Raw genomic sequence first — 25,776 nt, 5'->3', positions numbered from 1 at the left:
GCGCAGCATGGCTGCCGGACAGCAATGCTGCCTCAGGGAGAGGTGAAGAATCGGGGGGAGCTCCAGGGCAAACGGGATCCGCCTTGGAGCAAACCCGAAGTCTTCAGTTCTTCGACAGTTCCGTCTCGATCGCTTCCACGATTGCCGGATCCTGCGGTTCCGTCTTCGGGGCGAAGCGGGCGGCGACGGCGCCGTCGCGTCCGATCAGGAATTTCTCGAAATTCCAGCTGATGTCCTGGTCGCCGGCCAGTGCGTCGTAGAGCGGATGACGGTCGTCGCCCTTGACCGAGATCTTGGCGAACATCGGGAAATCGACGCCATAGGTCAGGCGGCAGAAATCCTGGATCTCGGCGTTCGAGCCTGGCTCCTGGCCAGCAAAGTTGTTGGCGGGGAAGCCGACGACGGTCAGGCCCTTGTCCTTGTAGGTCCGGTAGAGGGCCTCGAGCCCGTCATATTGCGGCGTCAGCCCGCATTTCGAGGCGACATTGACGACGAGCAGGACACGCCCGGCATAGTCGCCGAGCGAAGCCTGGCTACCGTCGATGCGGTCGACGGGGATGTCATAGAGCGGGGAGGGCATGTTCGGACCTCGGTTGTCGGGGCATGAAACAAAACAGGCGCCCTAGAGATAAGGGCGCCTGCCATAAGCTCAAGCTTCGTCTTGCCGAAGCTTTACGCCTCGCCGAAGACGCGGCGGAAGATCGTGTCGATCTGCTTGGTGTGGTAGCCGAGGTCGAACTTCTCTTCGATCTCTGCGTCCGAGAGCAGCGCCTTGACGTCCGCGTCGGCCTTCAGCTCGGTCAGGAAGTCGGCGCCCTGTTCCCAGACCTTCATGGCGTTGCGCTGGACGAGGCTGTAGGCGTCCTCGCGCGAGGCGCCCTTCTGGGTCAGGGCGAGAAGCACGCGCTGCGAATGGACCAGGCCGCCGAGACGGTCGAGGTTCTTCTGCATGTTCTCCGGATAGACCAGCAGCTTGTCGATGACGCCGGTCAGACGGGCGAGCGCGAAGTCGAGGGTGACCGTCGCGTCCGGGCCGATCATGCGCTCCACGGAGGAGTGAGAGATATCGCGCTCGTGCCAGAGGGCGACGTTCTCCATCGCCGGCAGCGCCATGCCGCGCACCAGCCGGGCGAGGCCGGTCAGGTTCTCGGTCAGGACGGGATTGCGCTTGTGCGGCATCGCCGACGAGCCCTTCTGGCCGGGGGAGAAATACTCCTCCGCCTCGAGCACTTCGGTGCGCTGCAGATGGCGGATTTCGGTGGCGAGACGCTCGATCGACGAGGCGACGACGCCGAGCGTCGCGAAATACATCGCATGGCGATCGCGCGGGATGACCTGCGTCGAGACCGGCTCCGGCACCAGGCCGAGCTTCTCCGCGACATGCTCCTCGACGCGGGGATCGATGTTGGCGAAGGAGCCGACGGCGCCGGAGATGGCGCAGGTGGCGACTTCGGCGCGGGCGGCGACCAGGCGGGCGCGGCAGCGGTCGAACTCGGCATAGGCCTGGGCCATCTTCATGCCGAAGGTGATCGGCTCGGCGTGAATGCCGTGGCTACGGCCGATGGTGACGGTGTCCTTGTGCTCGAAGGCGCGGCGCTTGAGCGCGGCGAGCAGCTTGTCGACATCGGCGATCAGCAGGTCGGCGGCGCGCACCAGCTGGATGTTGAAGCAGGTGTCGAGCACGTCGGACGAGGTCATGCCCTGGTGCACGAAGCGCGCATCCTCGCCGACGATCTCGGCGAGATGCGTCAGGAAGGCGATGACGTCGTGCTTGGTGACCCGCTCGATCTCGTCGATGCGGTCGATGTCGAAGGTGGCGGCGCCGCCCTTGGCCCAGACGGTCTCGGCCGCCGACTTCGGCACGGTGCCGATTTCGGCGAGCGCGTCGAGCGCATGCGCCTCGATTTCGAACCAGATGCGGAACTTGGTCTCCGGCGACCAGATCGCCGTCATTTCGGGGCGCGAGTAGCGCGGGATCATTGGCGGGCCCTCTCAGTTTTCGCCCCGGGGTCTAACAGAGCGAGAGGGCCCGAACAACCCGATCGCCTGCCTATTGAAGCGGCGGCGGAGGCGGAGGCGGCAGCGGCTCGTCGGGCGGCAGCACGGGCGGGCAGTCGGTCCGCGTCTGGACCGTCGTGCCGGCGTCGTTCTCGGTGCGCAGCGTGGTCTTCGCGCATCCCGGCGGCGGAGGCGCCGGCGGGGGCGGCGCCTCGACGACGGGCGGCGGAACCTCGGCGTCCTGGGTCAGGACGAGATCTTCGGCGATGGCCGGCGTCGCAAAGAGGAGAAAGAGCGCGGAAGCGCCGAGGATCGTACCGAGCGCCACCATCCGGGGGTGGCGGCGCGGTTCGTCTTTCAGGTGTCGGGACTGCGACATGAAGCGGTCCTCCTCACAGAGCCCCGCCACCCCAACGGCCGATCCGCGCGAGCGTTCCCGCCCCGGTTCAGGCGGGGAGCTTCGCCGTCACGGCGAGATAGCCACCGTCCGGGCCCTCGAAGCCGCGCGTCAGCACCTGCAGCAGCACGACGAGCGTCGCCGGCTGGCCGAAGGGCTGGTGGATCACGACATCGTGGATGCGATAATCCAGCACCGTGCCGCGGCTCGGCGGCAGCGCCTTGTCCTCATGCAGGACCGTCGTTCCGTCCTCGGTCTTCAGCACCAGGCGGAAGCCTTGGGTCTTGTAGGCGGGATCGTCGTTGCCCGGGGCGGCGAGCGGGATTGTCTCCAGCTCGAGCGTCAGATCCGGGCCGGGCAGTTGCTGTACCGGATGGCGCTTGAACACGACCTTGTAGGGATCGGGGCCAATTTCGGTGATCGGGTTGGAGGCGAGGAGCCGGCCGGGGTCAACGATCGTCTTCAGATGCGGCGCGGCCTTCTCGGCGGCCTGCTGCCGCGCGGCGGCGATGCCCTTCTCCTCGTCGTCGAGGCGGACGCGGATCGGCGTGCCATCGACCCAGCTATCCCGGGACGTGTCGATGACGAAGATGTTGGCATAGGGGAAGCCCGACCCGTCCTGGACGCCGAACTCCTCGAAGGCGAAGCGGTCGCCATCAGCGGAGAAGCCGAGCAGGGTCCGCTCCGCGAAATCGCCGGCCTGGGCGGGCGCCGACAGGAACGGCGCGGCGGAAATCAGGAGGGCGAGGGCAAGGCTGCGCATGGACGGGTCTTCCCTTGGTTTCTGGCGGATCAGGCGCGCGTCGAAGAGCGGATGGCGGCGATGTTCGCGGCATAGGCGGCGGGGCCGCCCTTGAACACGGAGGAGCCGGCGACCAGCACGTCGGCGCCGGCGCGCACCAGCGCCGGGGCGGTCGCGGGCGTCACGCCTCCGTCGACCTCGATATGGACCGGACGGTCGCCGAGCATCGCGCGGACGCGCGCGACCTTGTCGACGGCTTCCGGGATGAAGCTCTGGCCGCCGAAGCCCGGATTGACGCTCATGACCAGTACGAGATCGACCATGTCGAGCACATAGGCGATGGCGCTTTCGGGCGTCGACGGGTTCAGCGCCACGCCGGCCTTCTTGCCGAGATTGCGGATCGTCTGCAGCGAGCGGTGCAGATGCGGGCCGGCCTCGGCATGGACGGTTATCAGGTCGGCGCCGGCCTCCGCGAACTCGGCCAGATAGGGATCGGCCGGCGTGATCATCAGGTGCACGTCGAACACCGCCTTGGTCAGCGGCCGGAGCGCGCGCACGACCGGCGGGCCGAAGGTGATGTTCGGCACGAAGTGGCCGTCCATGATGTCGAGATGGATCCAGTCGGCGCCGGCGGCCTCGACCGCAGCCACCTCTTCGCCAAGACGGGAAAAGTCCGATGCGAGGATGGAGGGCGAGATCAGCAGGGGCGCGGCCATGATATTGCTTTCAGCTACGGGGACCCTGGTTCGGGTCCGGGTCACGGATAATCCGGCCGTATCACGGTAGGGGGAACGGGGCAATTGCCCGCCCGGCGCGAGACGGGCAAACTCCCCCCAACGAGAGGAAGGAACAGAGCGATTCCCGGCAATGGCGAGATGGAGCGGTTCGACACGATCGTGCTGGGGGCCGGCATCGTCGGCGTCTCGACCGCGCTCAACCTGCAGAAGCGCAATCGCACCGTCGCCCTGATCGACAAGCGCGATCCCGGCGAGGCGACCTCCTATGGCAATGCCGGCGTCATCGAGCGCGAGGGCTTCTACCCGATCGTTTTCCCGCGCAAGATCAGCGCCTTGTGGAAATATGGCCGCAACCAGGAAACGGAGCTGCATTACAATCCGCGCTTCCTGCCGAAGATCGCGCCCTGGCTGATGCGGCTCCGCGCCGGCACGTCGCCGCGCGCGATCGAGTATCACGCCGAGGCGATGAACCCGCTGCTCTCGCATGCCGCCAGCGAGCACGGGGTGATCGCCGGCAAGGGCCGGGCGGTCGAGTTCTTCCGCGGCACCGGCTGGATCAAGGGCTATCGCAGCATCGCCGGCTTCGAGGCGGACACCAAGGCGCATATGGCGCTCGCCGAGCGCTTCGGCGTCCGCTACGAGATCCTCGACGGCCACGAGATCACCGATCTGGAGCCGGACCTCGCGCCCGTCTTCGCGCGCGGCGTGTTCTGGCCGGACACGGTGTCCGTCTCGAGCCCCGGCGGCGTCACCAAGGCCTATGCGCGGCTGTTCGAGGCGATGGGCGGCACGATCTCGCAGGGCGACGCGCTAACGCTCCGGCGCGAGAACGACCTCTGGGTGGTCGATATCGACGGCCGGCAGGCCACCGCGCCCGACGTCGTCGCGGCGCTCGGCCCCTGGGCGATGGATCTCCTGAAGCCGCTCGGCTATCGCTATCCGCTCGCCGTCAAGCGCGGCTACCACGTCCATTTCAAGCCGCGCGGCGACGCCGTGCTGGAGCGGCCGGTGGTCGACGTCGCGCATGGCTATGTGCTGACGCCGATGCGGCAGGGCTACCGCATCACCTCCGGCATCGAGTTCGACGCGCGCGACGCGCCGCCGACGCCGGTGCAGATCGGCCGCATCCTGCCGCAGGTGAAGGCGCTGTTCCCGCTCGGCGACCAGATCGAAGCGGAGCCCTGGATGGGCGCGCGCCCCTGCCTGCCGGATTCGCTGCCGATCATCGGCCCGGCGCCGCGCCATCCCGGCCTCTGGCTCAATTTCGGCCACGGCCATCTCGGCTTCACCCTCGGCCCGGCGACGGGGCGGCTGGTGGCCGAACTGATCACCCGCGAGATGCCCTTCGTCGACCCGGCCCCGTTCAGCCCGCTGCGGTTCCGGTAGGCGCGGACTTTTACTTCTCCGCGCGCTCGTCATCCCTGCGGAGGCAGGGATCCATCCAGCCGCGCTGAAGGGAGTTTCGCGTGGGTGGCAACCCGGCTGAATGGATCCCGGGTCTCCGCCCGGGATGACGGAGGAAATTGTTGGTGCCACGAACCCGCGGCAAAGGCTTCTCCTTCACCTCTCCCTGAGGGAGAGGTCGGAGCGAAGCTCCGGGTGAGGGTTTAGGGAACCTTCCAGATGAAGCGCCCGGTTGGTCGAGACAGATCTGATCCGCCGTAAACCCTCACCCGCCGCACTGCGTGCGTCGACCTCTCCCTCAGGGAGAGGTGAAGGGCAGCCTCGTCCTGCCGGGTCCTGCTCCTGACTGACGGTCTGGAGGCCTTTAATCCCTCGCGTCCGGGGTGAGCACCCCGTCCTGCCAGCGGAAGATGGAAAAGCCCTGGATGTCGGCGTCGCCCTTGGCGTCGAAGCCGACGGGGCCGAGGACGGTCGGCGTCGTGGTGGCGGAGATCGTCGTGGCGACGTCGGCGCCCTTGCCGGAGCCGCTGGCGCGGCGGGCGGCGGCCCAGAGCTGGACGGCGGCATAGGCCGGCAGCACGAAGCCCTGCGGCTCGACGCCGGCGGTGCGCAGCGCGTCGTCGACGGCGTCGGCCGCGCCACCGCGCCGCCAGTCGGTGAAGAAGGTCAAAAGCGTGCCGTTGGCGAGATCGCCGGCCGAGGTCTTGAACTCGCCGGATGCCAGCGCGTCGCCGCCGACGATGACGGCGTCCGATCCCTTGGCCCGGAGCGCCTTCAGGATCAGGGCGGTGTCGCCCTGATCGCCGCCGACGAAGACGACGTCGATGGCATCGGCGATCAGCCGGTCGGCGAGGGCGGAATATTCCTTGGCGCCGGGATCGAAGCTGTCGGCGCGGGCCTCGCGCTTGCCGGCCTCGTTCATCGCCCGCTTGGTCGCCTCGGCGAGCGGCTTGCCATAGGGCGAGCCGTCATTGAGCACGGCGATGCGCGCGTTGCCGAAGCGCTCGGCGAGGAAGGCGCCGGCCGCCGCGCCCTGCGCGTCGTCGCGAGCCGCCAGGCGGAAGAGCGTCGGGCCGGGGCGATGGTCGGTGAAGCGGTCGGCGGTGACGGCCGGCGTGATCGCCACCAGCGCGTTGTCGACATAGACGGGAGCTGCCGCCAGCGCCGCCTCGGCGCAGACATGGCCGACGACCAGCGCGTCGCCGCGGCCGACGGCGCGATTGGCGGCGGCGAGCGCGTTGTCCGCCTTGCAGGCATCGTCCTCGATATCGACGACGATGCGCTCGCCCTGGATGCCGCCGGTGGCGTTGAGGGCGTCGACCGCCATCTCGACGCCGGAGCGGATCTGCTTGCCGAGCGCCTGATAGGGGCCGCTCATCGGGCCGACCGCCATGACGCGGATATCGGCGCGGGCCGGGCCGGCGAGGGCGGTGAGGCCAAGCGCGGAAAAAGCCAGCAAGCGGGCGAGCGACAGGGAGAGGCGGGTCAAGGAAGCGCTGAGCGGCATGGATCGTCCTTCAGGAGGCATTGGCGCGATCATGCCCGGCGGGGGGCAAAAAGAAAACGCCCGCGTCTCGGAGAGGCGCGGGCGTCTGTCTCAGGCAGCCGATGGATCAGAGCTGCTTGTAGTCGAGCTTGCCGTCGGCGTCCTTGACCCAGGAGTAGACGACATAGTCGGCGGTGGTGCGGTCACCCTTCTTGTCGAAGGAGAGCGGGCCGAGAACCGTCTTCCACGGGCCGCCCGTCCGGACGACTTCCGCGACCTTCTGCGGGTCGGTCGTGCCGGCCTTCTCGATTGCCTGGGCGATGACCTGGACGCTGGCATAGGAGTAGAGCGTGTAGGCTTCCGGCTCGAAGCCCGAGGCGCGGAAGCGTTCCACCACTTCCTTGGCGTCGGGGTTCAGGCGCGGATCGGGACCGAAGGTCATCAGCGTGCCGTCGGCGGCCGGGCCGGCGATCGCCGCGAATTCGCGGTCGGTGATGCCGTCGCCGGAGAACAGCACGGCCTTGAGGCCCTGCTCGGCCGCCTGGCGGACGATCAAACCGGCTTCCTGGTGCAGGCCGCCATAGTAGATGACCTCGACGCCGGCCGACTTCATCTTGGAGATCAAGGCCGAGAAGTCCTTGTCGCCGACATTGATGCCTTCATAGATGACTTCGGTGACGCCGCCGGCGTTGGCGGCCTTCTTGGTTTCGTCGGCAAGGCCCTGACCATAGGGGGTCTTGTCGTGGATGATGGCGATCTTCTTGTCCTTCAGGTGGTCGACGATGTACTTGCCGGCGACCGCGCCCTGCTGGTCGTCACGACCGCAGGTACGGAAGGTGTTCCAGAGATCGCGCTCGGTATATTTCGGGTTGGTCGAGGCCGGCGAGATCTGGAAGATGCCGTTCTCGGCATAGACTTCCGAGGCCGGGATCGAGACGCCGGAGTTGAAGTGGCCGACGACATAGGTCACGCCGTCGCCGACGAACTTGTTGGCGACCGAGACGCCCTGCTTCGGATCGGAGACGTCGTCGCCGAGGGAGAGGACGAACTTGTTGCCGTTGACGCCGCCGGCGGCGTTGATGTCGGCGATCGCCTGCTCCGTGCCCTTCTGGATCTGGGCGCCGAAGGCGGCGTTGGGACCGGTCAGCGGGCCCGCGGCGGCGATCTTGATGTCGTCCGCGTGGGCCATGCCGGCAAGCGTCAGGCCGGCGGCGAGCGCAAGACCGGAAATAATCGACTTCTTCATTCGTAAGTCTCCCGTTCGTACTGGAAGGTGGGCCTTTGGCCCATTTATGCGGATTTGAGCCCCGTTCTGATCGCTTATCTTGCCGATTTCCTAGAGGCTGTCATCCGGATTCTGATTTCAATACTCGAACAGTTACGAAACATCGCTCCGGGCGTGCGTCTCCTTCATAAGGGTCGCCATGCAAACGGTCCTGACTTTGCGTAAAGCCAGTAGTATTGCGACACCATCTGGTTGGTCCGGGTGTAGCGATAGGCGATCGAGCCGACGGCGAGCACGAAGATCGCGTCGACGATCCAGTAGTGCAGCGAAAGCAGCGTCGCCTCGAACAGCGAGAAGTGGATGAAGCGCACCCCGAAGGACAGCACCAGCAGGTAGAAGAGGAGCATCGGATAGGGGCGCCAGGTCAGCGCGCAGGCCCGCCCCGTCATCCAGGCGCCCGCGCCGCCCATGATCACGGTCACCAGCAGGAAGGTGCCGAACGAGGCTTCTTCATAGAGGATGCCGGACATCAGCAAGGCCTCGCTTTCGGGAGTAAGGGAGGAGCGGAGGTCAATGCGCGCCTCCTTCCAGATAGGCGGCGCGGATCTCCGGCTTCTGCAGCAGTTCCCGGCCGGTTCCCGTCATGGTGACGAGGCCGTTCACCAGCACATAGCCGCGATGCGCCAGCTTCAGCGCGTGATAGGCGTTCTGCTCGACCAGGAAGACGGTGAGGCCCTCGGTGCGGTTCAATTCGCCGATGACGTCGAAGATCTGCTTGACGATCAGCGGCGCGAGGCCGAGCGAGGGCTCGTCGAGCATCAGGAGCTTCGGCCGCGCCATCAGCGCGCGGGCGATCGCCAGCATCTGCTGCTCGCCGCCGGAAAGCGTGCCGCCGCGCTGGGCGATGCGTTCCTTCAGGCGCGGGAACAGCGTGAACATCCGCTCCACGTCCTCGTCGAAATGGGCGAGGTTGTCGAGCGCCGCGCCCATCTGCAGATTTTCGAGCACCGTCATGCGCGGGAAGATGCGCCGGCCTTCCGGTGATTGCGCGATGCGCAGCCGGGCGATCTCGTGCGTCGGCATGTTGGTGATGTCGCGGCCCTCGAACAGGACCTTGCCCTCACGGGCGCGGGGATTGCCGCAGATGGTCATCATCAGCGTCGACTTGCCGGCGCCATTGGCGCCGATCAGGGTGACGATCTCGCCCTGGTGGACGTCGACGTCGACCCCCTTCAGAGCGATGATCTTGCCGTAATAGGTCTTGGCGCCCTGCACGGAGAGCAGCGGCGCGCCATTGGCGTCGCTCATGTCGCCGCTCCTTCGATGATCTGGTCCAGCTTCTCCTCGACGACCTCGATCTCGCGATCGTCGACGCCGAGATAGGCTGCGATGACGCGCGGATCGTTGCGCACCTCCGACGGCGTGCCGTCGGCGATCTTGGTGCCGTATTCGAGGACGATGACGTGATCGGAGATCTCCATCACCACCGACATGTCGTGCTCGATCAGGAGGAGCGAGGTCTTCTCGGTTTCGCGGATGCCGAGGAGCAGGGCGTTGAGCTCGGCGGATTCGCGCGGGTTGAGGCCGGCGGCAGGCTCGTCGAGGCAGAGCAGCTCCGGCTCGATGCACATGGCGCGGGCAATCTCGAGCCGGCGCTGCGCGCCATAGGGCAGGTCGCCGGCCGGGTCGTCGGCGCGGGAAGTAAGCCCGGTCTTGTCGAGCCAGTATTTCGCCCGCTCGATCGCCCGTTTCTCGGCCCGGCGGTAGCCCGGCAATCCGAGCACGCCGAGGATGGTCATGCCGGAGGCCATCATCAGCGTGTTGTGCTGGGCGACCAGCAGGTTTTCCAGGAGCGTCATGCCGGAGAACAGGCGGATGTTCTGGAACGTCCGCGCCACCCGCGCCTTGGCGGAGATCCGGAAGTCCGGCATCCGCTCGAGCAGGAAGGTGGCGCCATCCGCGTGTTCCAGCCGGAGCATGCCCTGCGTCGGCTTGTAGAAGCCGGTGATGCAGTTGAACACCGTCGTCTTGCCGGCGCCGTTCGGGCCGATCAGGGCGGTGATGTCGCCGCGGCCGACGCTGAAGGAGAGGTCGTTGACCGCGACCAGCCCGCCGAAGCGCATGAACACATGCTCGACGGTGAGGACGGGGTTCGCCTCCCAGGGCGGGGCGTCCGTGGGCACTGTCTGAAGGGGAGCCGCCATCAGCCGTGACCCTCCTTCACCAGCGTGCCGGAAATGACCTTCTTCTCGGTCAGGAAGATCGTCGGCTCGCGCGCCGAGACGAAGCCGCGCGGCTTCCAGATCATGACCCCGACCATGGCGAGCCCGAACAGCAGCATGCGGAACTGGTTGGGATCGAAATTGTCGCCGAAGATGACCTTGAGAAAGTCGAGCTCGCGCAGCAGTTCGGTGCCACCGATCATGGCGACGGCCGCCAACGCCACGCCGACCATCGAACCCATGCCGCCGAGCACGACGATCGCCACGATGATCGCCGATTCCATGAAGGTGAAGGATTCGGGGCTGACGAAGCCCTGGCGCGCGGCGAAGAAGGATCCGGCGAAGCCGGCGAACATGGCGCCCAGCGCGAAGGCGGTGAGCTTGGTGTTGGTGGTGTTGATGCCGAGCGAGCGGCAGGCGATCTCGTCCTCGCGCAGCGCCTCCCAGGCGCGGCCGACCGGCAGCTTGCGCAGCCGGATCGTCACGAAGGCGGTCAGGAGCGCCAGCAGCAGGATCAGGTAGTAGAGGAAGATCTTGTAATAGGCCGACGAGATCGGCAGGTCGAACAGCTTGGCGAAGCCGTCGGGCGAGGCGTCGAACTTGATGCCGAACAGCGTCACCTTCGGGATCGAGCTGATGCCGGCCGAGCCGTTGGTGAGCTCGCGGAAATTGATCAGCACCAGCCTAATGATCTCGCCGAAGGCGAGCGTGACGATCGCGAGATAGTCGCCCCGGAGCCGCAGCACCGGGAAGCCGAGCATGATGCCCCAGAGGGCGGCGAAGATGCCGGCCATCGGCAGCAGGATCCAGAACGACAGGCCGAAATGGCTGGAGAGCAGCGCGTAGGAATAGGCGCCGACGGCATAGAAGGCGACGTAGCCGAGATCGAGCAGGCCGGCGAGGCCGACGACGATGTTCAGCCCCCAGCCCAGCATCACGTAGATCAGGATCTGGATGCCGAAATTGTCGACCCATTTCAGCGAGCCCTGGAAGCCGAGCGCGCTCACGATCAGGGCCGGATAGAGGAACAGGAAGACGATCGACGCCGGCGCGAACCAGCGCGAGAAGGCCTGCCGAAGCGTCGAGGGCCCCGTGTCCGGCTGGGCCGAGACGCGCTGCTTGCGGGCCGACATCGCCGGCCAGACCAGGGTCAGGAGCAGGAAGCGGCCGATGACGATCGTCGCGACGATGGCGGCGACCAGCCCCCACCGTTGCTGGATCGCCAGCTCGTTGCGAATGTTCTGCTCGGTCCGGAGGCCGACCAGCGGCCCGAACAGGGCGAGCGCCACGAGGCCGCTCAACAGGGCGTCCTTCACGGCCGCGGCGATATCCGGGCCATGTTTGTTTACCGTCGCTTCGGGTGCCATGGTCACACCTTCTCGACTTCAGGTCGTCCGAGGAGTCCCTGCGGCATGAAGATGAGCACGATCGCGAGGATCGAGAACGCGGCCACGTCCTTGTAGTCGATCGAGAAATAGCCCGACCAGAACGTCTCGATCAGGCCGATCAGGAGGCCGCCGATCACGGCGCCCGGCAGCGAGCCGATGCCGCCGAGAACCGCCGCCGTGAACGCCTTCACGCCGGGCACGAACCCGTCGGAGAAGTTCACCACGCCGTAATAGGAGAGGTAGAGCGTGCCGGCCACGGCGGCGAGTGCGGCGCCCATGACGAAGGTCAGCGAGATGGTGCGGTCGACGTTGACGCCGAGCAGCGCCGCCATCTTGCGGTCCTGCTCGCAGGCGCGCTGGGCGCGGCCGAGCGGCGTCTTCTGCACGATGTACCAGAACGCAGCCAGCAGCACGGCCGTGACGACCCAGATCATGATCTGCTTGTAGGAGAGGGTGACGGCGAAATTGTTCGAGTTCATCACCTCGATGCCGCCGCTGAAGATCGGCGGGATCGGCTTGTTGCGCGGGCCCTGCGCGACCTGCACGAAATTCGAAAGCACGATCGACATGCCGATGGCCGAAATCAGCGGCGCCAGGCGGAACGAGCCGCGCAGCGGCCGATAGGCGACCCGCTCGATGGCCCAGCTCAGCAGGCTCGTCAGCACCATCGCGATCACCAGAACGATGACGAGCGCGAGTATCATCGACGTCATGCCGAATACTGTCGTCAGAACCAGGAGAAATATCAGGGCTATGAAGGCGGACGTCATGAAGACATCGCCGTGCGAGAAGTTGACCATGCCGATGATGCCGAACACCATCGTGTATCCGATTGCAATCAGACCATAGATCGACCCTAGCGTGATCCCGTTGATCAGCTGTTGTAGGAATACTTCCATCTGTTGGATCCCCGCATGAAGCTCATTTTTGTTGCTTCTTGAATGCACTGTTCCCGCAAGGAGCCTGTCACCGAATTTTTCGCTTGGCAACTGGAAACGAACAAAACAAAAGCTGCACGAAAAACAGGCGATTCCGTAAGGTAATATAATAAGTCTACCTGATTTAATTGTAGGCATATTTTTAGCGGCCTGCCCAAGAGGGTGGCTTGTCGACGCCGATGCGACCCGATACGACCACACGAGACGCCGCGGGGAAGTGTGGGATAAGAGGAAGCATGGATACGCTCACGGATCTGGTCGATCCGGCTATGTACCGCGAAGCGATGAGCCGCCTCGTCGCTCCCGTTCACGTGGTCACGACGTCAGGCGAGGGCGGCGCGTGCGGCCTGACCGCCTCGGCGGTCACCTCGGTTTCCGACAGCCCGCCGATCGTGCTCGTCTGCGTCAACCGCAAGAGCCTGACCAACGCCGCCTTCAAGCGAAACGGCATCTTCTGCGTCAACACGCTGGAGGGAAACCAGCAGGATCTGGCCCAGGCCTTCGCCGGCCGGACCGGACTCACCATGCCGCAGCGTTTCGCGCTCGGCGCCTGGGTAACGCTCTCAACCGGCGCGCCGGTGCTGGAGTCGGCCCGCGCCAGCTTCGACTGCCGCCTGACCGAAGTGGTCGAGCAGGGCTCGCACTCGGTGCTGTTCGGCCTCGTCGAGGCGGTCCGGGTCGGCTCGCACGACCAGGCGCTGGTTTATCTCGACCGGGCGTACCGCCGGGTCTGAGGCGGGCGCTCAGTGTCTGGCCCGTAATCCAACAGGCGAGTTCGATTTCCCCGCTCGATCCGCGTTGCCCCTTACCTCTCCCTGAGGGAGAGGTCGGAGCGAAGCTCCGGGTGAGGGTTTAGGGAACTATCCGGTGAGGCCGTAAACTCTCACCCGCCGCACTTCGTGCGTCGACCTCTCCCTCAGGGAGAGGTGAAGGAAGGGTGTTTCAAACCCCGCTCGATGGGGCAGGAAGGAGGCCCATCGCCTCCCTTCAATCATGCATTATGGGCCAGACCCTCAGGGCGTCGGCGCGTTGGCCGGCGCGGGCGCGAGCAGCGCCGGCGCCGGGGCGGGTTTCGTTTCGTCGGCGCGCGGATCGAGCGCGATCGTCTCCGGCGTGGCGTTCTTCAGCGGCGGCACCGGCTGGAAGGCGTCGCGCGGCACGTCGCGGGGCGCCGGCCGCCGCGACATGCGATAGGCCGTGTAGGCGATCAGCACGACGTGGACTACCGAGAAGAAGGTGAAGAGGCCGGCCGGGCCGAGATATTCCATGCCGAGCGCGCCGATGATCGGCCCGATCATCGTGCCGAAGCCCGACATCAAGAGCAGGCCGCTCGCCACCTTCACGAAGTCGTCCGGGGCGGTGTAGTCGTTGGCGTGGGCGACGGTGAGGCCGTACATCGGATAGATCATGCCGCCGAACAGCGCGATCATGGCGATGATCACACCGGGCTCGGTCGGCCTGACGAAGGCGATGGCGAGGCTCATGACGATGGCGGCGGCGGCGACGCCGATCAGCACGTAGCGCCGGTCGACCTTGTCGGAGAGCTTGCCGAGCGGCACCTGGGTGACGGCGCCGCCGAGCACGGCCGCGCTCATGAAGAAGGCGATGACGGCGGTCGGCAGGCCGATCTTCTGGCCGTAGACGGCGCCGAGCGTGCCGAAGGCGCCGTTGACGAGGCCGATCAGGAAGCAGCCGACGGCCGAGACCGGCGAATTGCGGAACAGGCTGCGCAGGTCGATCTTGGTCGTCTTCAGCGGGCGCGGCGTCTGCGCCGTCGACAAGGCCGACGGCAGGATCGCCAGGCAGTAGAAGATCGCGCCGAGCACGAAGAAGAAGAAGCCCTCGGCCGGCGCCGTCGCCAGGAGCAGCTGGCCCGCCGTCGACGCGGCGAAATTCACCATCTGGTAGACCGAGAAGATCGTGCCGCGATTTTCCCGCGTGCAGCGCTCGTTCAGCCAGCTCTCGACGATCATCTGGGCGCCGGCGAAGCAGAAGCCGGAGAAGGCGCGCAGCCCGATCCACGCCCAGGGCGAGATGATTAGCAGGTTGAGCAGGATGACGACGCCGGCGATCGACGCCATGACGCCATAGGCGCGGACATGGCCGACCCGGCGCACGATGCGCGGCACGACCAGGCAGCCGAGCACGAAGCCGACGGCCCAGCCGGTGCCGATCAGGCCCAGTTCCGTCGTCGTGAATCCCTCGATCGCTCCGCGGATGGGAAGAAGCAGGCCGTGAATGCCGCCTGCGACGAGCAGGAGTGCCGACCCGATGAGGAGTGCGGCGACGGGGATGAGCTGCGATGCCATTTTGACCGGAGACGCCGAAGATGCGGCAGAATTTGAATCGATTGTGGTGGTTCGACCTTGTCGACCGCCGACATGTCCAAATCATGGCACTTTAGGGTGAATATTAAGTTTACAGCATGAAATACGACGTGATTATCAGGTCTTCGTCAAATGCCGCCGCCAAGAGCGACCTTGAGCGACAGAAGATCGCGCCAGACCAGACGTTTTTGTATCGGCTGTAACAGAAGGTGTGACGGGTGCAGCGTCGCCATCGCCTGGATCTGCCGGTTGCCGGTGTCGTAGGTGCGCCACTGGCCGCGCAGCCGCAGAATTCCTTCCGAAGTCTGCAGCAATTCCTTCGCCGCCGTAGCACCGAGGAAAACCAGGAAATCGGGATCGACGAGCGCGATCCGCCGCTCGATGAAGGGGCGGCAGACGGCGGCCTCCTGCGGGGTCAGGGCACGGTTGCCCGGCGGCCGCCAGGGCACGATCGGCGCCACATAGACGTCGCCGCGGGCGAGGCCGATGGCGGCGAGCATGCGGTCGAGCAGGGTGCCGGCGGGGCCGGCAAATACCTCGCCCTGCAGGTCCTCGTCGCGGCCCGGCGGATCGCCGATCAGCATGACGCGCGCGTTCGGATTGCCCTCGGCGGTGACCAGCGACTTCGCCGTCATCTTCAGGGCGCAACCCTCGAAGCGGCCGAGGATGTCGTCGAGCTCGGCGAGCGTGTTCGCGCTCATCGCCGCTTCGCGGGCGGCAAACGCGTCCGCCTCCGGCGAGGCGGCGGTGGCGATCATCGGCTGTGGCCGGGGCGCCGGCTCGGCGACCGGCAGCGGCAGGTCGCGGCCGACCGGCTGCGGCGGCTCCTCGGCGGCGCGCGGCACCAGCCGGTTGACAGGCTCCTCCTCGATCGCCACGTCGACCTCGTTGGCGACGTACCAATCCAGCAGCGCGGCGAGCGCTTCGGGGGAGGGAGGATGAAACTCTCGGGCCATCATGCCGTTCTTGAGTAGGCGCAACCGGCACCTATGTCGACCCTGTGGGGCCAGCTCACAATAGCATAATTCAGGGAGATGCCGCCGTGACCGGACGTCTGTTGGCCGCTGTCCTCATCCTGGCTCCTTCGATGACGCTCGCGGCTCAGCCGCGCATGGGGACGGCGGCGTTCGGGGATTGGCGCGCCGACCGGCCCGGCGTGCAGCGGCTGATCCGTCCCGGCGACCTGCCGGCGCCCTACGCGACGGATTCGGTCGCCACCCAGCCCGATGTTGTCGCCCGGCCGAAGAACCGGTTGCCGCGCGTTCCGGCCGGCTTCGTGGCGGAACTGGTGGCGGAGGGGCTGAAGATCCCGCGCGTCCTGCGAACCGCGCCGAATGGCGACATCTTCCTCGCCGAAAGCGGCGCCGGGCAGATTCGGGTGCTGCCGGCCGGTGGCGGGGATCCCGCCATCTTCGCCAAAGGCCTGAGCCGCCCCTATGGCATCGCTTTCTATCCACCCGGTTCGGATCCGCAATTCGTCTATGTCGCGGAGACGAACCGCGTCGTCCGCTTCCCCTATTCGTCCGGCGACCAGAAGGCGGGCGGCAAGGCCGAAATCATCGTCGACGGCCTGCCGAATGGCGGTCCGCACTGGACGCGCGACATCGCCTTCTCTGCCGATGGCAAGAAGCTGTTCATCTCGGTCGGCTCGGCGTCGAACGCCGGCGATGGGATGGGGGAGAAAAGCCAGGCGGCGATCGCCGACTGGGAGGGCCAGCATGGGCTCGGCGCGGCCTGGGGCCCGGAGGCGGGGCGGGCCGCCGTGCTCACGGCCGATCCCCACGGCGGCGGACTGCGAACCTTCGCGGCCGGGATTCGCAATTGCTCCGGCCTGGCGATCGAGCCGTCGAGCGGGGCGCTCTGGTGCGCCACCAACGAGCGGGACGGCCTCGGCGACAATCTGCCGCCCGACTATGCGACGAGTGTGCGGGAGGGCGCTTTCTATGGTTGGCCCTGGTTCTATATCGGCGCCAATCCGGATCCGCGCCATGACGGCGCCCGTGCCGAGCTGAAGGATCGGGTCACCGTTCCGGATGTGCTGATCCAGCCCCATTCGGCGCCACTCGGCATGACCTTCTACGAAGGCGAAGCCTTTCCGGCCGACTATCGAGGCGACGGCTTCGTGGCGCTGCATGGCTCCTGGAACCGCGGCAAGCCTACGGGATACAAGGTAGTGCGCCTGCTCATGAAGGACGGCAAGCCGACGGGAGCCTATGAAGACTTCATGACCGGCTTCGTTCTCTCCGACAAGACGTTGTGGGGGCGCCCGGTCGGCGTCACCACCGGCAAGGACGGCGCGCTCTACGTCTCCGAAGACGCCAACGGAACGATTTGGCGGGTTCGGAAGGCGAATTAATTCTGTAATACCGACCATCGCCGCCCCGATGCATCATGTTATGCGAAGGGCTCATCAAGTCCTTCGCAGATCTATATTTTCGGCATTGCCTGTCCTTTGTTGCTCTTCTAAACAGGGCCGACATTCGGAACCGGACAGGCAGTATGACACTCTCGGCAGAGCTTCCCGAACGCGAGGCGATGGAATTCGACGTTGTGATCGTGGGGGCAGGCCCCGCCGGTCTGGCAGCGGCGATCCGTCTCAAACAGCGCGATCCGGACATCTCCGTCGTGGTGGTGGAGAAGGGCTCGGAAGTCGGCGCGCATATCCTCTCCGGCGCGGTCCTCGATCCGATCGCCCTCGACAAGCTGCTGCCGGAATGGCGGCAGGAGGCGGATACTCCGCTGAAGACGCCGGTGACGGAGGACCAGTTTCTGTTCCTCGGTCCGGCCGGATCGGTCCGCCTGCCCAATTTCCTGATGCCGCCGCTGATGTCGAACCACGGCAACTACATCGTCTCGCTCGGCAATGTCTGCCGCTGGCTGGCGGAGAAGGCCGAGGCGCTCGGCGTCGAGATCTATCCGGGCTTCGCGGCGGCGGAACTGCTGCATGACGAGAACGGCGCCGTCGCCGGCGTCGCCACCGGCGACATGGGCGTCGGCCGCGACGGCGAGCCGGGCCCGAATTTTCAGCGCGGCATGGAGCTTCGGGGCAAATACACGCTGATCGGCGAGGGCGCGCGCGGCTCGCTCGCCAAGCAGCTGATCGGCGCCTTTGGTCTCGCGGAAGGGCGCGAGCCGCAAAAATACGGCATCGGCATCAAGGAGCTCTGGCAGGTCGATCCGAAGCTGCACAAGCCCGGCCTGGTGCAGCACTCCTTCGGTTGGCCGCTCGACGGCTCGACCGGCGGCGGCTCGTTCCTCTATCACCTCGAGGACAACCAGGTCGTCGTCGGCTTCGTGGTGCACCTGAACTACGAGAACCCGTATCTCTCTCCCTTCGAGGAATTCCAGCGCTTCAAGACGCATCCGGCGATCGCTCCCGTCTTCGCCGGCGGCAAGCGCATTTCCTATGGCGCCCGCGCCATCACCGAGGGCGGCTATCAGTCGGTGCCGAAGCTGGTCTTCCCGGGCGGCGCGCTGATCGGCTGCTCGGCCGGCTTCGTCAACGTGCCGCGCATCAAGGGCAGCCACAACGCCATGCTGTCGGGTATGGAGGCGGCGGAGAACGTCGCCGACGCGCTCGCCGCCGGCCGCGCGCATGACGAACTGCTGGGCTACGAGGCGAACTGGCGCTCGGGCCCGATCGGCAAGGACCTCAAGCGCGTCCGCAACGTCAAACCGCTCTGGTCGAAGCTCGGCACCTATCTCGGCATCGCGCTGGGCGGCGCCGACATGTGGGCGAATACGCTCGGCTTCACGCTGTTTGGTACGCTGAAGCACGGCAAGCCGGATTTCGCCGCGACCAAGCCGGCGGCAGCGTGCAAGAAGATCGAATACCCGAAGCCGGACGGCGTCCTGACCTTCGACCGTCTCTCCTCGGTGTTCCTGTCGAACACCAACCACGAGGAAGACCAGCCCGTGCATCTGAAGGTGCTGGACGCGGCGCTGCAGAAGACGTCCGAGCACGACGTCTATGCCGGCCCGTCGGCGCGCTATTGCCCGGCCGGCGTCTATGAATGGGTCGAGGAGGCGGATGGCCCGCGCTTCGTGATCAACGCGCAGAACTGCGTCCACTGCAAGACCTGCGACATCAAGGATCCGAACCAGAACATCAACTGGACCACGCCGGAAGGCGCGGGCGGACCCAATTATCCAAATATGTGATGACGTTAGGGAATGTATTGGGCTCACCAATACGTGATCTCCACTGCCTAGGACTGGTCTCCTTGCCGTGTTAGCAGACCATCTTCGTCGTAATGGAGATTCTGCCTGTGTTAGTTGAGAAGCTTTCCAAGTTTCAGCCGTCCGCGCTCGGACTGCTGCGCATCGTTTCTGCTTTGATCTTCTTCGAGCACGGCACGCAGAAGCTTCTCGGCTTCCCGGCATCCGATAGTATGCCGGCGTTTCTCAGCCTGGGCTGGACGGCCGGCGTGCTGGAGCTGGTCGGCGGCTTTCTGCTGCTGATCGGCCTGTTCTCGCGTCCGGTGGCGTTCCTGCTGTCCGGCCAGATGGCCGTCGCCTACTGGCTGGCCCATGCGCCGCGCGGCTTCTACCCGGCGCTGAATGGCGGCGACGCCGCCATCCTCTACTGCTTCATCTTCCTGTTCATCGTCTTCGCCGGCCCGGGCCGCTGGAGCGTCGATGGCGCGCTCGGCCGCGAGCGCGTCTGATCACGCCCGCAGGAATTCGAGCAGCGCGCCGTTGAAGGCTTCCGGCTGCTCGACATTGCAGAGATGGGCGGCGTTGCGGATGATCTCCATCCGCGCGCCGTCGATCGAGGCGACCCATTCGCGGGCCTTGCCCGGCTGAACGGTCGGATCCTGATCGGCGCAGACGACGAGCGTCGGCGCCTGGATCAGCGTGATGTCGTCGCGCAGGTCCATTTCCCCCAGCGCCTCGCAGCAGGCGGCATAGCCCTCGGCCGGCGTGTCGAGGATCATCGCGCGGATGCGGGCCACCGTCTCCGGCGCCGCGACGCGAAAGCCCTCGCGAAACCAGCGGCCGATCACCGAATCGACCAGCGCCGCCAGCCCCTCGTTGCGCGCCGTCTTGGCGCGGCCTTCCCACATGTCGCGCGGCGGCAGATGCGGGGCCGAGACGCAGATGGCGAGCTTCTCGACATAGTCCGGCTTGTTGGCCGCGAGCCAGGCGCCGACCATGCCGCCCTTGGACATCCCCACCACATGCGCGCTCTCGACGCCGACGGCGTCCAGCACGGCGCGCGCATCTCGGCCGAGCCGGTCGATCGTATAGGGCGTATCGGGGACGTCGGAGCCGCCATGGCCGCGATCGTCGAAGCGGATGACGCGGAAATGCTCGCGGAAGGCCGGGAGCTGCGGCTCCCACATGCTGAGATCCGCTCCGAGCGCATTCGTCAGGAGAAGTGCTGGATTGCCATTGTCCGGATCGGCTTCGACATTCAGTCGGATGCGATCGTCCATAGCGATCAGTGGCATGAGAAACCCCGTACAACTTGCCAGCGGGATCGGTCGGCCGGCATGATGGCGATACGCGCCGGCGGGTGGAGGCCTCCACCTATATAATGGAAAAGGTCCGGCCAAAAGATCGGTTTACGCGGCGGGAATGCGGTCCCCTGTTGCCTTCAAATCTTACTATCTATAGGCTTATGGGATGAATATCCGGCTGCCGCATCCCATCCCCGTCGAGACCACCCTGGCACGCTTCTCCGCCGGCGCCGGCGCTTCCGGGCGGCTGCGCGATTCGGCTCCCGCTTTCCCGCTCGCCATGTCGACGAAATCAGCCTCGTTCGCTCGCCGGGAGCGGCCGTCGAGCGGCGCCGCCATCTCGCCATCACTTCAAGAGGTTGATCGTGACGGCTGAACGACCGCTTCAACTGCAGGACGCCGATGTCCTCGTCCTTGCCGAGGACTGGCTCGAGGCCGGTCGGTCCGTGGCGCTCGCCACCGTGGTCGAGACCTGGGGATCGGCGCCGCGCCCCGTCGGCAGCCATCTGGTGATCGACGCCGACGGCCGCTTCGAAGGGTCGGTCTCGGGCGGCTGCGTCGAGGGCGCGGTGATCGAGGAGGCGATCGAGGTCATCCGAAAGGGGGAGCCGCGCCTGCTCGAATTCGGTATCGCCGACGAGACCGCCTGGCGTGTCGGGCTCTCCTGCGGCGGCCGAATCCGGGTCTATGTCGAGAAGGTGATCTGAGGTGGACCGTGCCACGCTCAACGCCCTGAACCAGGCGCGCCGGCGGCGACAGGCGGCCATCCTCGTCACCGATCTCGGCTCCGGCGTCGTGCGCCTGGTGCGCGAGGACGACGTCGACGCGACGATCGAGCCCGCGCTGGCCGAACTGCTGCCGGAGCGCTTCCGTTCGGCGCGGTCGGGACGGGTCGAGACTGCGGATGGCGGCGCGTTTCTCCTCACCGTGCATGTGCCGCCGCCGCGCCTCGTCGTCATCGGCGCCGTGCATATCTCGCAGGCGCTGGCGCCGATGGCCGGGATCGCCGGCTTCGACGTCGTGATCATCGACCCGCGCACCGCCTTCGCGACGCCGGAGCGCTTCGCCGGCATCGATCTGGTCGCCGAATGGCCGGAGGACGCGCTCAAGCGCGCGCCGCTCGACGCCTTCACGGCGGTCGCGGCGCTGACGCATGATCCGAAGATCGACGACGGGCCGCTCCAGGCGGCGCTCGCGGTGAACTGCTTCTATGTCGGCGCGCTCGGCAGCCGCAAGACGCATGCGCAGCGGGTCGAGCGCCTGATCGCGGCCGGCCTCGATCCGGCGGAGATCGCCCGGATCCGCTCGCCGATCGGCCTCGCCATCGGCGCGCAATCGCCGGCGGAGATCGCCGTCGCGATCCTCGCCGAACTCATCGAGACGCTCCGCAGCCGCGGGGTCGCGTCGGAGGCATCGCGGTGAAATTCGGACCCTGTCCCGTGGTCGAGGCCGAAGGCGCGCTGCTCGCGCATTCGCTGGCGCTGGACGGACAGATGCTGCGCAAGGGCAACCGGCTGACCGCCGATCAGCTGTGGCTGCTGCGGGCGGCGGGCGTCGAGACGGTCGTCGTGGCGCGGCTCGGCGAGGGCGACGTGCACGAGGACGCGGCGGCGGCGCGGCTTGCCGAGGCGGTGGCGGGGCCGGGGGTCGAGGTCCATCCTCCCTTCACCGGCCGCGCCAACCTGCACGCCGAGGCGGATGGATTGCTGGTGGTCGACCGTGAGGCCATCGACCGCTTCAACCGCGTTGATCCCGCAATTACGTTGGCGACGCTGCCGGCGCATGCGCCGGTGACGAAGGGCCAGATGGTGGCGACCGTGAAGATCATCCCCTTCGCCGTCGCCCATGCGCCGCTGGAGGCGGCGGAGCGGGCCGCGGCGGCGTCGGCGCTGGTTCGCGTCGCGCCGTATCGGCCGCTCGCCGTCGGCCTCGTCGCCACTGTCCTGCCGACCCTGAAGCCCTCCATCCTCGACAAGACGCGGCGGATGACCGAGGCGCGGCTGAAGCCGGCGGGGGCATTCCTGATCGGCGAGCGGCGCGTCGCCCACGATGCCGCCGCCATCGGCGCGGCGCTGGCGGAGCTGGCGGGCGAGGGGGCGGAGCTGCTGATCGTCTTCGGCGCGTCGGCCATGGTCGACGCCGAGGACGTGGTGCCGGCCGGGATCCAGAGGGCCGGCGGCCGGATCATCCATCTCGGCATGCCGGTCGATCCCGGCAATCTTCTGGTCGTTGGGGACCTGCAGGGCAGGCCCGTCATCGGTGCGCCCGGCTGTGCCCGGAGCCCGCGCGAGAACGGCTTCGACTGGGTGCTCGGCCGGCTGCTCGCGGGCCTGCCGATCGGGCCGGACGAGATCACCGGCCTCGGCGTCGGCGGCCTGCTGACGGAGATCGCCTCGCGGCCGCAGCCGCGCGAGACGGCCGAGGCCAAACCGCCGAAGGTGGCGGCGCTGGTACTGGCGGCGGGAGAGGGGCGGCGCATGGGCGGCCCGAACAAGCTGCTCGCCGAACTCGGCGGCCGCAGCCTGGTTCGCGGCGTCGTCGAGGCGGCGCTCGCCAGCAAGGCCGCGTCGGTGACGGTCGTCACCGGCCACCGCCGCGAGGCGGTCGAGAGCGCGTTGGCAGGCCAGCCGGTCCGCTTCGTCGACAATTCCGACTATGCCGAGGGGCTCTCGACCTCGCTCCGGCAGGGCGTCGCCAGCCTCGATGCCGATATCGACGGCGTGCTGGTCATGCTCGCCGACATGCCGCTGCTGACGGGGGAAATCCTCGACCGGCTGATCGAGGCCTTCGATCCCGGCGCGGACCGGCTGGTGGTCGTGCCGACCCATGCCGGCAAGCGCGGCAATCCGGTGCTCTGGTCGCGTGCCTTCTTCGGCGAGCTGCGGGCGATCCAGGGCGATACCGGCGCGCGGCATCTGATCGGCGCGCATGCCGACGCCGTCATCGAGGTCGAGATCGGGCCCGAGGTCGCGCTCGATCTCGATACGCCGGAAGCGCTCTTCGCGGCGGGCGGGACGCTTCCGGCCTGAGCGATCGTGACAGGCTAAAGACCCTCACCCAACCCTCTCCCGCAAGCGGGCGAGGGCCTTGGCCCGGCACCTTCATCGATTGGCAGCGCAACGACGAGCGCGGGGGAGCTCCCTCTCCCGCCTGCGGGAGAGGGTTGGGGTGAGGGCGATCCGCTGGCTACGAGCAGCAGTCGTGCGCCGCCACAGCCGGGCGATCCTCGTAGCGGTCGTGCCGGCGGACCCAGTCCATCGTCGATCGCTCGTTCCGGCCCTTCGGCGTCATGTCGAGGAAATGATGCGTGCCGATCAGCATGTCGCCGCCGCGCGCATAGGATGAGTAGGTGTGGAAGATCCGGCCGTCGGGGTCTTTGTAGAAGACGCTGATGCCGGGCTGCTCCCCGGGCTCGCCGTCATGCAGCTCGTAATTGTACTCGTAGCGGCCGGCGGCAATTTCCGCCTCGGAGGGGTAGACGTGATAGTCGGCGTTGAAGTCGCTTCCCGCCGACGACACCCATTTGAACTGCCAGCCCATCCGCTTCTTGTAGTCCTGGAAAGCGGCATAGGGCGCGCGGGAGACGGCGAGCAGCGTCACGTCGTGATGGGGCAGGTGCAGATTGACGCCGTCGATATGGTCGGAGACGAAGGAGCAGCCGGGGCAGCCCTCCTGCCAGTCCGGCCCGAACATGAAGTGATAGACGATCAGCTGGCTGCGACCGTCGAAGAGGTCGGCGAGCGTTTCCGGTCCGTTCGGGCCCTCGAACACATAGGTCTTGTCGACCTCGACCCAGGGCAGCTGCCGCCTTTCGGCGCGGAGCTCGTCCAGGCGGTGCGTCAGCTCCCGCTCATGCGCGAGATGCGCCTTGCGCGCGGCGATCCACTCGTCGCGCGATACGATCTTCGGGTTGGATGTCGAACTGTCGAGCATGTTCATGGCAAAACTCCTTCGAAAGAGGATGCTTGCATCGCGGCGGCCACAGGCGCGCCGGTTCGTTCGGCCGGAGGCATCCGGCCGTCATCGGCAGGACGAGCCTGCCCGACAGGTTGGTTGCTGTGCGGGGGCGCCGGCCGGATGGGCCGGGCCGCCCCAAAAACCTATCTCTTCGCGCCGCGCGTGACGAAGCGTTCCAGCTTGTCGATGGCGCCTTCCCAGCCATCCCGGTGGCTCGCGACGGTGGCTTCGTCAGCGAGGAGGGCGTGGGTGAGGGTCAGCATAGTGCCGCCTTCCTCGCCCCGCAACGTGATGGTCATGAGCGTCGGCATTTCCGGCATTTCGAGCCAGGTCCAAGTGAAGACCAGCTTCTCGTCCGGCACGACTTCCTGGTAGACGCCGCTGGCGCCGTGCTCGCGGCCGTCGCTGGACCGGAAGCGGATGTTGTAGGCGCCGCCGACGCGCAGGTCTGTCTCGGCGACGACGCTGCCTTCCTCGGTCTCGCGCGGTCCGAACCAGTGGACGAGCTTGGCAGGGTCGGTCCAGGCCTTGAAGATCCGGGCGGGCGACGCCTTGATCTGGCGTTTCAGGGTCAGGCTCGGCAAGTCTTTCATGATAGATCGTCGTCCTCCACGAAGTGGGCGAGGCGGTCGAGCTGGGCCGACCAGAATTGCTGATAGTGATCGAGCCAGGCCATCGCGTCGGCCATCGGCGCGGCGTTCAGGCGGCAGGTCACGGTGCGTCCCGTCTTCTGGCGTGTGATCAGCCCCGCGTCCGACAGGACGTTGAGATGCTTCAGGATCGCCGGAAGCGAGACCGGAAAGGGTTCGGCGAGCTCGCTGACCGAGGCTCCGTCCTGCGAGACCAGCCGGGCGAGCAGGGCGCGCCTTGTCGGATCGGCAAGCGCCGCGAAGGTCCGGTCGAGATCAGGTTCGCTAAACTTAACCATGTGGTTAAGTGTATGCCCTGCGGACAGGCGATGTCAACCCGGTCGCGGATCATTGGGAAAAGCACCGGCGCGCGCCCGCGCGAGACGCCCCGCAACCCAGGCTGGCAGCACTTATGCGGCAATGCTGCTAAAATACTGATATTAAAAGCTAATCGTTGAAATCCGGGGCGGTCTTTGAGACCATGGGGACGGTCCCGTGGAGGGCCTGTCGAATACCAGAGGAGGTGCTTATGCCGTCACCCCTGCTGCGTCAGCTTTCCGGATATAGCCTGACGACGGCGCATATCCTGTACCGTCTTCCGGATCATCCGGTCTTCCTGCAGAGCTTCATCTGGCAGGAATACGACCTCGCTCCCGATTTTCCCGAACTCACCCGGTTTCTCGACTTCTGGAAGCGCGAAATCGATGGCCCGCTGCATTCGGTGCGGGTCGCGCACAAGGGCCTGATCGGCCCGGCCGAATGCCGCATCGCCGCCGCCGAGTTCAGTCTGAACTGAGGGCCGGCGGCTTGCGGGAGGGGCAGGCACCGTCGCCCCGGCGTAGGCCGGGATGACGGCGGAGCGGA

At 66.8% G+C, this 25,776-nt stretch carries 27 protein-coding genes and 1 pseudogene; 10 read left to right on the top strand and 18 right to left on the bottom strand.

Features of this window, described 5'->3' with window-relative positions; translation table 11 throughout:
* Window positions 1-103: 103 nt before the first annotated feature.
* The 5 genes from AC6HZP_RS16525 to rpe all read right to left on the bottom strand — a co-directional run bounded on the left by AC6HZP_RS16525 (window position 104) and on the right by rpe (window position 3,853).
* Window positions 104-580 (bottom strand): glutathione peroxidase, encoded by a 477-nt coding sequence (locus tag AC6HZP_RS16525; protein WP_497523724.1) that lies wholly within the window; start codon window positions 578-580, stop codon window positions 104-106.
* A 92-nt stretch (window positions 581-672) separates the two neighbouring features.
* Complete coding sequence (gene purB, locus AC6HZP_RS16520; protein WP_497523723.1) at window positions 673-1,980, bottom strand: adenylosuccinate lyase; 1,308 nt, start codon at window positions 1,978-1,980, stop codon at window positions 673-675.
* Between the two features lie 70 nt (window positions 1,981-2,050).
* Window positions 2,051-2,377 carry a hypothetical protein gene (locus AC6HZP_RS16515; protein ID WP_201400198.1) on the bottom strand — a complete coding sequence of 109 codons (327 nt, stop codon included), beginning with the start codon at window positions 2,375-2,377 and terminating at the stop codon, window positions 2,051-2,053.
* A 67-nt stretch (window positions 2,378-2,444) separates the two neighbouring features.
* Window positions 2,445-3,158, bottom strand: a complete 714-nt coding sequence (locus AC6HZP_RS16510) for a DUF2259 domain-containing protein (RefSeq protein WP_497523722.1) — start codon at window positions 3,156-3,158, stop codon at window positions 2,445-2,447.
* A gap of 29 nt (window positions 3,159-3,187) precedes the next feature.
* Entirely contained in the window at window positions 3,188-3,853 is a 666-nt protein-coding gene (gene rpe / locus AC6HZP_RS16505) for a ribulose-phosphate 3-epimerase (RefSeq protein WP_497523721.1), read from the bottom strand.
* A 159-nt stretch (window positions 3,854-4,012) separates the two neighbouring features.
* Here rpe and AC6HZP_RS16500 point away from each other — a divergent pair, with 159 nt between their 5' ends.
* Window positions 4,013-5,260 carry an NAD(P)/FAD-dependent oxidoreductase gene (locus AC6HZP_RS16500; RefSeq protein ID WP_497523720.1) on the top strand — a complete coding sequence of 416 codons (1,248 nt, stop codon included), beginning with the start codon at window positions 4,013-4,015 and terminating at the stop codon, window positions 5,258-5,260.
* 382 nt (window positions 5,261-5,642) lie between these two features.
* Here AC6HZP_RS16500 and AC6HZP_RS16495 read toward each other — a convergent pair whose 3' ends face one another.
* From AC6HZP_RS16495 to AC6HZP_RS16465, 7 genes and pseudogenes are all read right to left on the bottom strand, one after another.
* Entirely contained in the window at window positions 5,643-6,785 is a 1,143-nt protein-coding gene (locus AC6HZP_RS16495) for a branched-chain amino acid ABC transporter substrate-binding protein (RefSeq protein ID WP_497523719.1), read from the bottom strand.
* A gap of 106 nt (window positions 6,786-6,891) precedes the next feature.
* Window positions 6,892-8,010: a branched-chain amino acid ABC transporter substrate-binding protein gene (locus tag AC6HZP_RS16490; protein ID WP_201400193.1), complete on the bottom strand. Its 1,119-nt coding sequence runs from the start codon at window positions 8,008-8,010 to the stop codon at window positions 6,892-6,894.
* Between the two features lie 164 nt (window positions 8,011-8,174).
* Window positions 8,175-8,519 carry a DUF6867 family protein gene (locus tag AC6HZP_RS16485; RefSeq protein ID WP_201400192.1) on the bottom strand — a complete coding sequence of 115 codons (345 nt, stop codon included), beginning with the start codon at window positions 8,517-8,519 and terminating at the stop codon, window positions 8,175-8,177.
* A 40-nt stretch (window positions 8,520-8,559) separates the two neighbouring features.
* Window positions 8,560-9,297, bottom strand: coding sequence for an ABC transporter ATP-binding protein (locus tag AC6HZP_RS16480; RefSeq protein WP_497523718.1), 738 nt, complete (start codon window positions 9,295-9,297; stop codon window positions 8,560-8,562).
* 20 nt (window positions 9,298-9,317) lie between these two features.
* Window positions 9,318-10,193: pseudogene (locus AC6HZP_RS16475) on the bottom strand (ABC transporter ATP-binding protein); the annotation flags it as partial.
* The gene (gene livM, locus AC6HZP_RS16470; protein ID WP_497523717.1) at window positions 10,193-11,578 is read right to left on the bottom strand and encodes a high-affinity branched-chain amino acid ABC transporter permease LivM; all 1,386 of its coding nucleotides are present in this window, start codon (window positions 11,576-11,578) and stop codon (window positions 10,193-10,195) included. The gene livM and the pseudogene AC6HZP_RS16475, both read right to left, overlap by 1 nt.
* Before the next feature lie 2 nt (window positions 11,579-11,580).
* Window positions 11,581-12,498, bottom strand: coding sequence for a branched-chain amino acid ABC transporter permease (locus AC6HZP_RS16465; RefSeq protein ID WP_201400188.1), 918 nt, complete (start codon window positions 12,496-12,498; stop codon window positions 11,581-11,583).
* Between the two features lie 275 nt (window positions 12,499-12,773).
* On the opposite strand from AC6HZP_RS16465, the gene AC6HZP_RS16460 reads away from it, so the two are divergent.
* Complete coding sequence (locus tag AC6HZP_RS16460; RefSeq protein WP_201400187.1) at window positions 12,774-13,271, top strand: flavin reductase family protein; 498 nt, start codon at window positions 12,774-12,776, stop codon at window positions 13,269-13,271.
* Window positions 13,272-13,550: 279 nt separating this feature from the next.
* Here the strand turns inward: AC6HZP_RS16460 and AC6HZP_RS16455 are convergent, their stop codons facing one another.
* Window positions 13,551-14,846: an MFS transporter gene (locus AC6HZP_RS16455; protein ID WP_497523716.1), complete on the bottom strand. Its 1,296-nt coding sequence runs from the start codon at window positions 14,844-14,846 to the stop codon at window positions 13,551-13,553.
* Between the two features lie 146 nt (window positions 14,847-14,992).
* A complete protein-coding gene (locus tag AC6HZP_RS16450; RefSeq protein WP_497523715.1) occupies window positions 14,993-15,823 on the bottom strand; it encodes a uracil-DNA glycosylase in 831 nt (276 codons plus the stop codon).
* Between the two features lie 128 nt (window positions 15,824-15,951).
* On the opposite strand from AC6HZP_RS16450, the gene AC6HZP_RS16445 reads away from it, so the two are divergent.
* The 3 genes from AC6HZP_RS16445 to AC6HZP_RS16435 all read left to right on the top strand — a co-directional run bounded on the left by AC6HZP_RS16445 (window position 15,952) and on the right by AC6HZP_RS16435 (window position 19,531).
* Window positions 15,952-17,220 (top strand): PQQ-dependent sugar dehydrogenase, encoded by a 1,269-nt coding sequence (locus AC6HZP_RS16445; protein WP_497526815.1) that lies wholly within the window; start codon window positions 15,952-15,954, stop codon window positions 17,218-17,220.
* Window positions 17,221-17,363: 143 nt separating this feature from the next.
* Window positions 17,364-19,025, top strand: coding sequence for an electron transfer flavoprotein-ubiquinone oxidoreductase (locus AC6HZP_RS16440; RefSeq protein WP_497523714.1), 1,662 nt, complete (start codon window positions 17,364-17,366; stop codon window positions 19,023-19,025).
* Window positions 19,026-19,132: 107 nt separating this feature from the next.
* Window positions 19,133-19,531: a DoxX family protein gene (locus AC6HZP_RS16435; RefSeq protein WP_244669517.1), complete on the top strand. Its 399-nt coding sequence runs from the start codon at window positions 19,133-19,135 to the stop codon at window positions 19,529-19,531.
* Here AC6HZP_RS16435 and pcaD read toward each other — a convergent pair whose 3' ends face one another.
* The gene (gene pcaD, locus AC6HZP_RS16430; RefSeq protein WP_497523713.1) at window positions 19,532-20,317 is read right to left on the bottom strand and encodes a 3-oxoadipate enol-lactonase; all 786 of its coding nucleotides are present in this window, start codon (window positions 20,315-20,317) and stop codon (window positions 19,532-19,534) included.
* A gap of 175 nt (window positions 20,318-20,492) precedes the next feature.
* On the opposite strand from pcaD, the gene AC6HZP_RS16425 reads away from it, so the two are divergent.
* Genes AC6HZP_RS16425 through AC6HZP_RS16410 form a run of 4 tightly spaced genes read left to right on the top strand, consistent with a single transcriptional unit; the run spans window position 20,493 to window position 23,355 of the window.
* Entirely contained in the window at window positions 20,493-20,702 is a 210-nt protein-coding gene (locus tag AC6HZP_RS16425; RefSeq protein WP_497523712.1) for a hypothetical protein, read from the top strand.
* On the top strand, window positions 20,686-21,033 hold the full coding sequence (locus AC6HZP_RS16420; protein WP_497523711.1) for an XdhC family protein: 348 nt from the start codon (window positions 20,686-20,688) through the stop codon (window positions 21,031-21,033). Before AC6HZP_RS16425 ends, AC6HZP_RS16420 begins: the two co-directional genes overlap by 17 nt.
* Before the next feature lies 1 nt (window position 21,034).
* Entirely contained in the window at window positions 21,035-21,748 is a 714-nt protein-coding gene (locus AC6HZP_RS16415) for an XdhC family protein (protein ID WP_497523710.1), read from the top strand.
* Window positions 21,745-23,355 (top strand): NTP transferase domain-containing protein, encoded by a 1,611-nt coding sequence (locus AC6HZP_RS16410; RefSeq protein WP_497523709.1) that lies wholly within the window; start codon window positions 21,745-21,747, stop codon window positions 23,353-23,355. The genes AC6HZP_RS16415 and AC6HZP_RS16410 overlap by 4 nt, the downstream gene beginning before the upstream one ends.
* 157 nt (window positions 23,356-23,512) lie before the next feature.
* Here AC6HZP_RS16410 and AC6HZP_RS16405 read toward each other — a convergent pair whose 3' ends face one another.
* The 3 genes from AC6HZP_RS16405 to AC6HZP_RS16395 form a co-directional block, all read right to left on the bottom strand.
* Window positions 23,513-24,265, bottom strand: a complete 753-nt coding sequence (locus tag AC6HZP_RS16405; RefSeq protein WP_497523708.1) for a DUF899 domain-containing protein — start codon at window positions 24,263-24,265, stop codon at window positions 23,513-23,515.
* A 161-nt stretch (window positions 24,266-24,426) separates the two neighbouring features.
* Window positions 24,427-24,876 (bottom strand): SRPBCC family protein, encoded by a 450-nt coding sequence (locus AC6HZP_RS16400; protein WP_497523707.1) that lies wholly within the window; start codon window positions 24,874-24,876, stop codon window positions 24,427-24,429.
* Window positions 24,873-25,211 (bottom strand): ArsR/SmtB family transcription factor, encoded by a 339-nt coding sequence (locus tag AC6HZP_RS16395; protein ID WP_201400177.1) that lies wholly within the window; start codon window positions 25,209-25,211, stop codon window positions 24,873-24,875. Before AC6HZP_RS16395 ends, AC6HZP_RS16400 begins: the two co-directional genes overlap by 4 nt.
* 224 nt (window positions 25,212-25,435) lie before the next feature.
* Here AC6HZP_RS16395 and AC6HZP_RS16390 point away from each other — a divergent pair, with 224 nt between their 5' ends.
* Complete coding sequence (locus tag AC6HZP_RS16390; RefSeq protein WP_201404502.1) at window positions 25,436-25,708, top strand: usg protein; 273 nt, start codon at window positions 25,436-25,438, stop codon at window positions 25,706-25,708.
* Window positions 25,709-25,776: the final 68 nt, after the last annotated feature.

The sequence above is a fragment of the Kaistia sp. SLG-1 genome, assembly GCF_059699055.1.
This window is presented reverse-complemented; position numbering and strand designations above follow the sequence as displayed.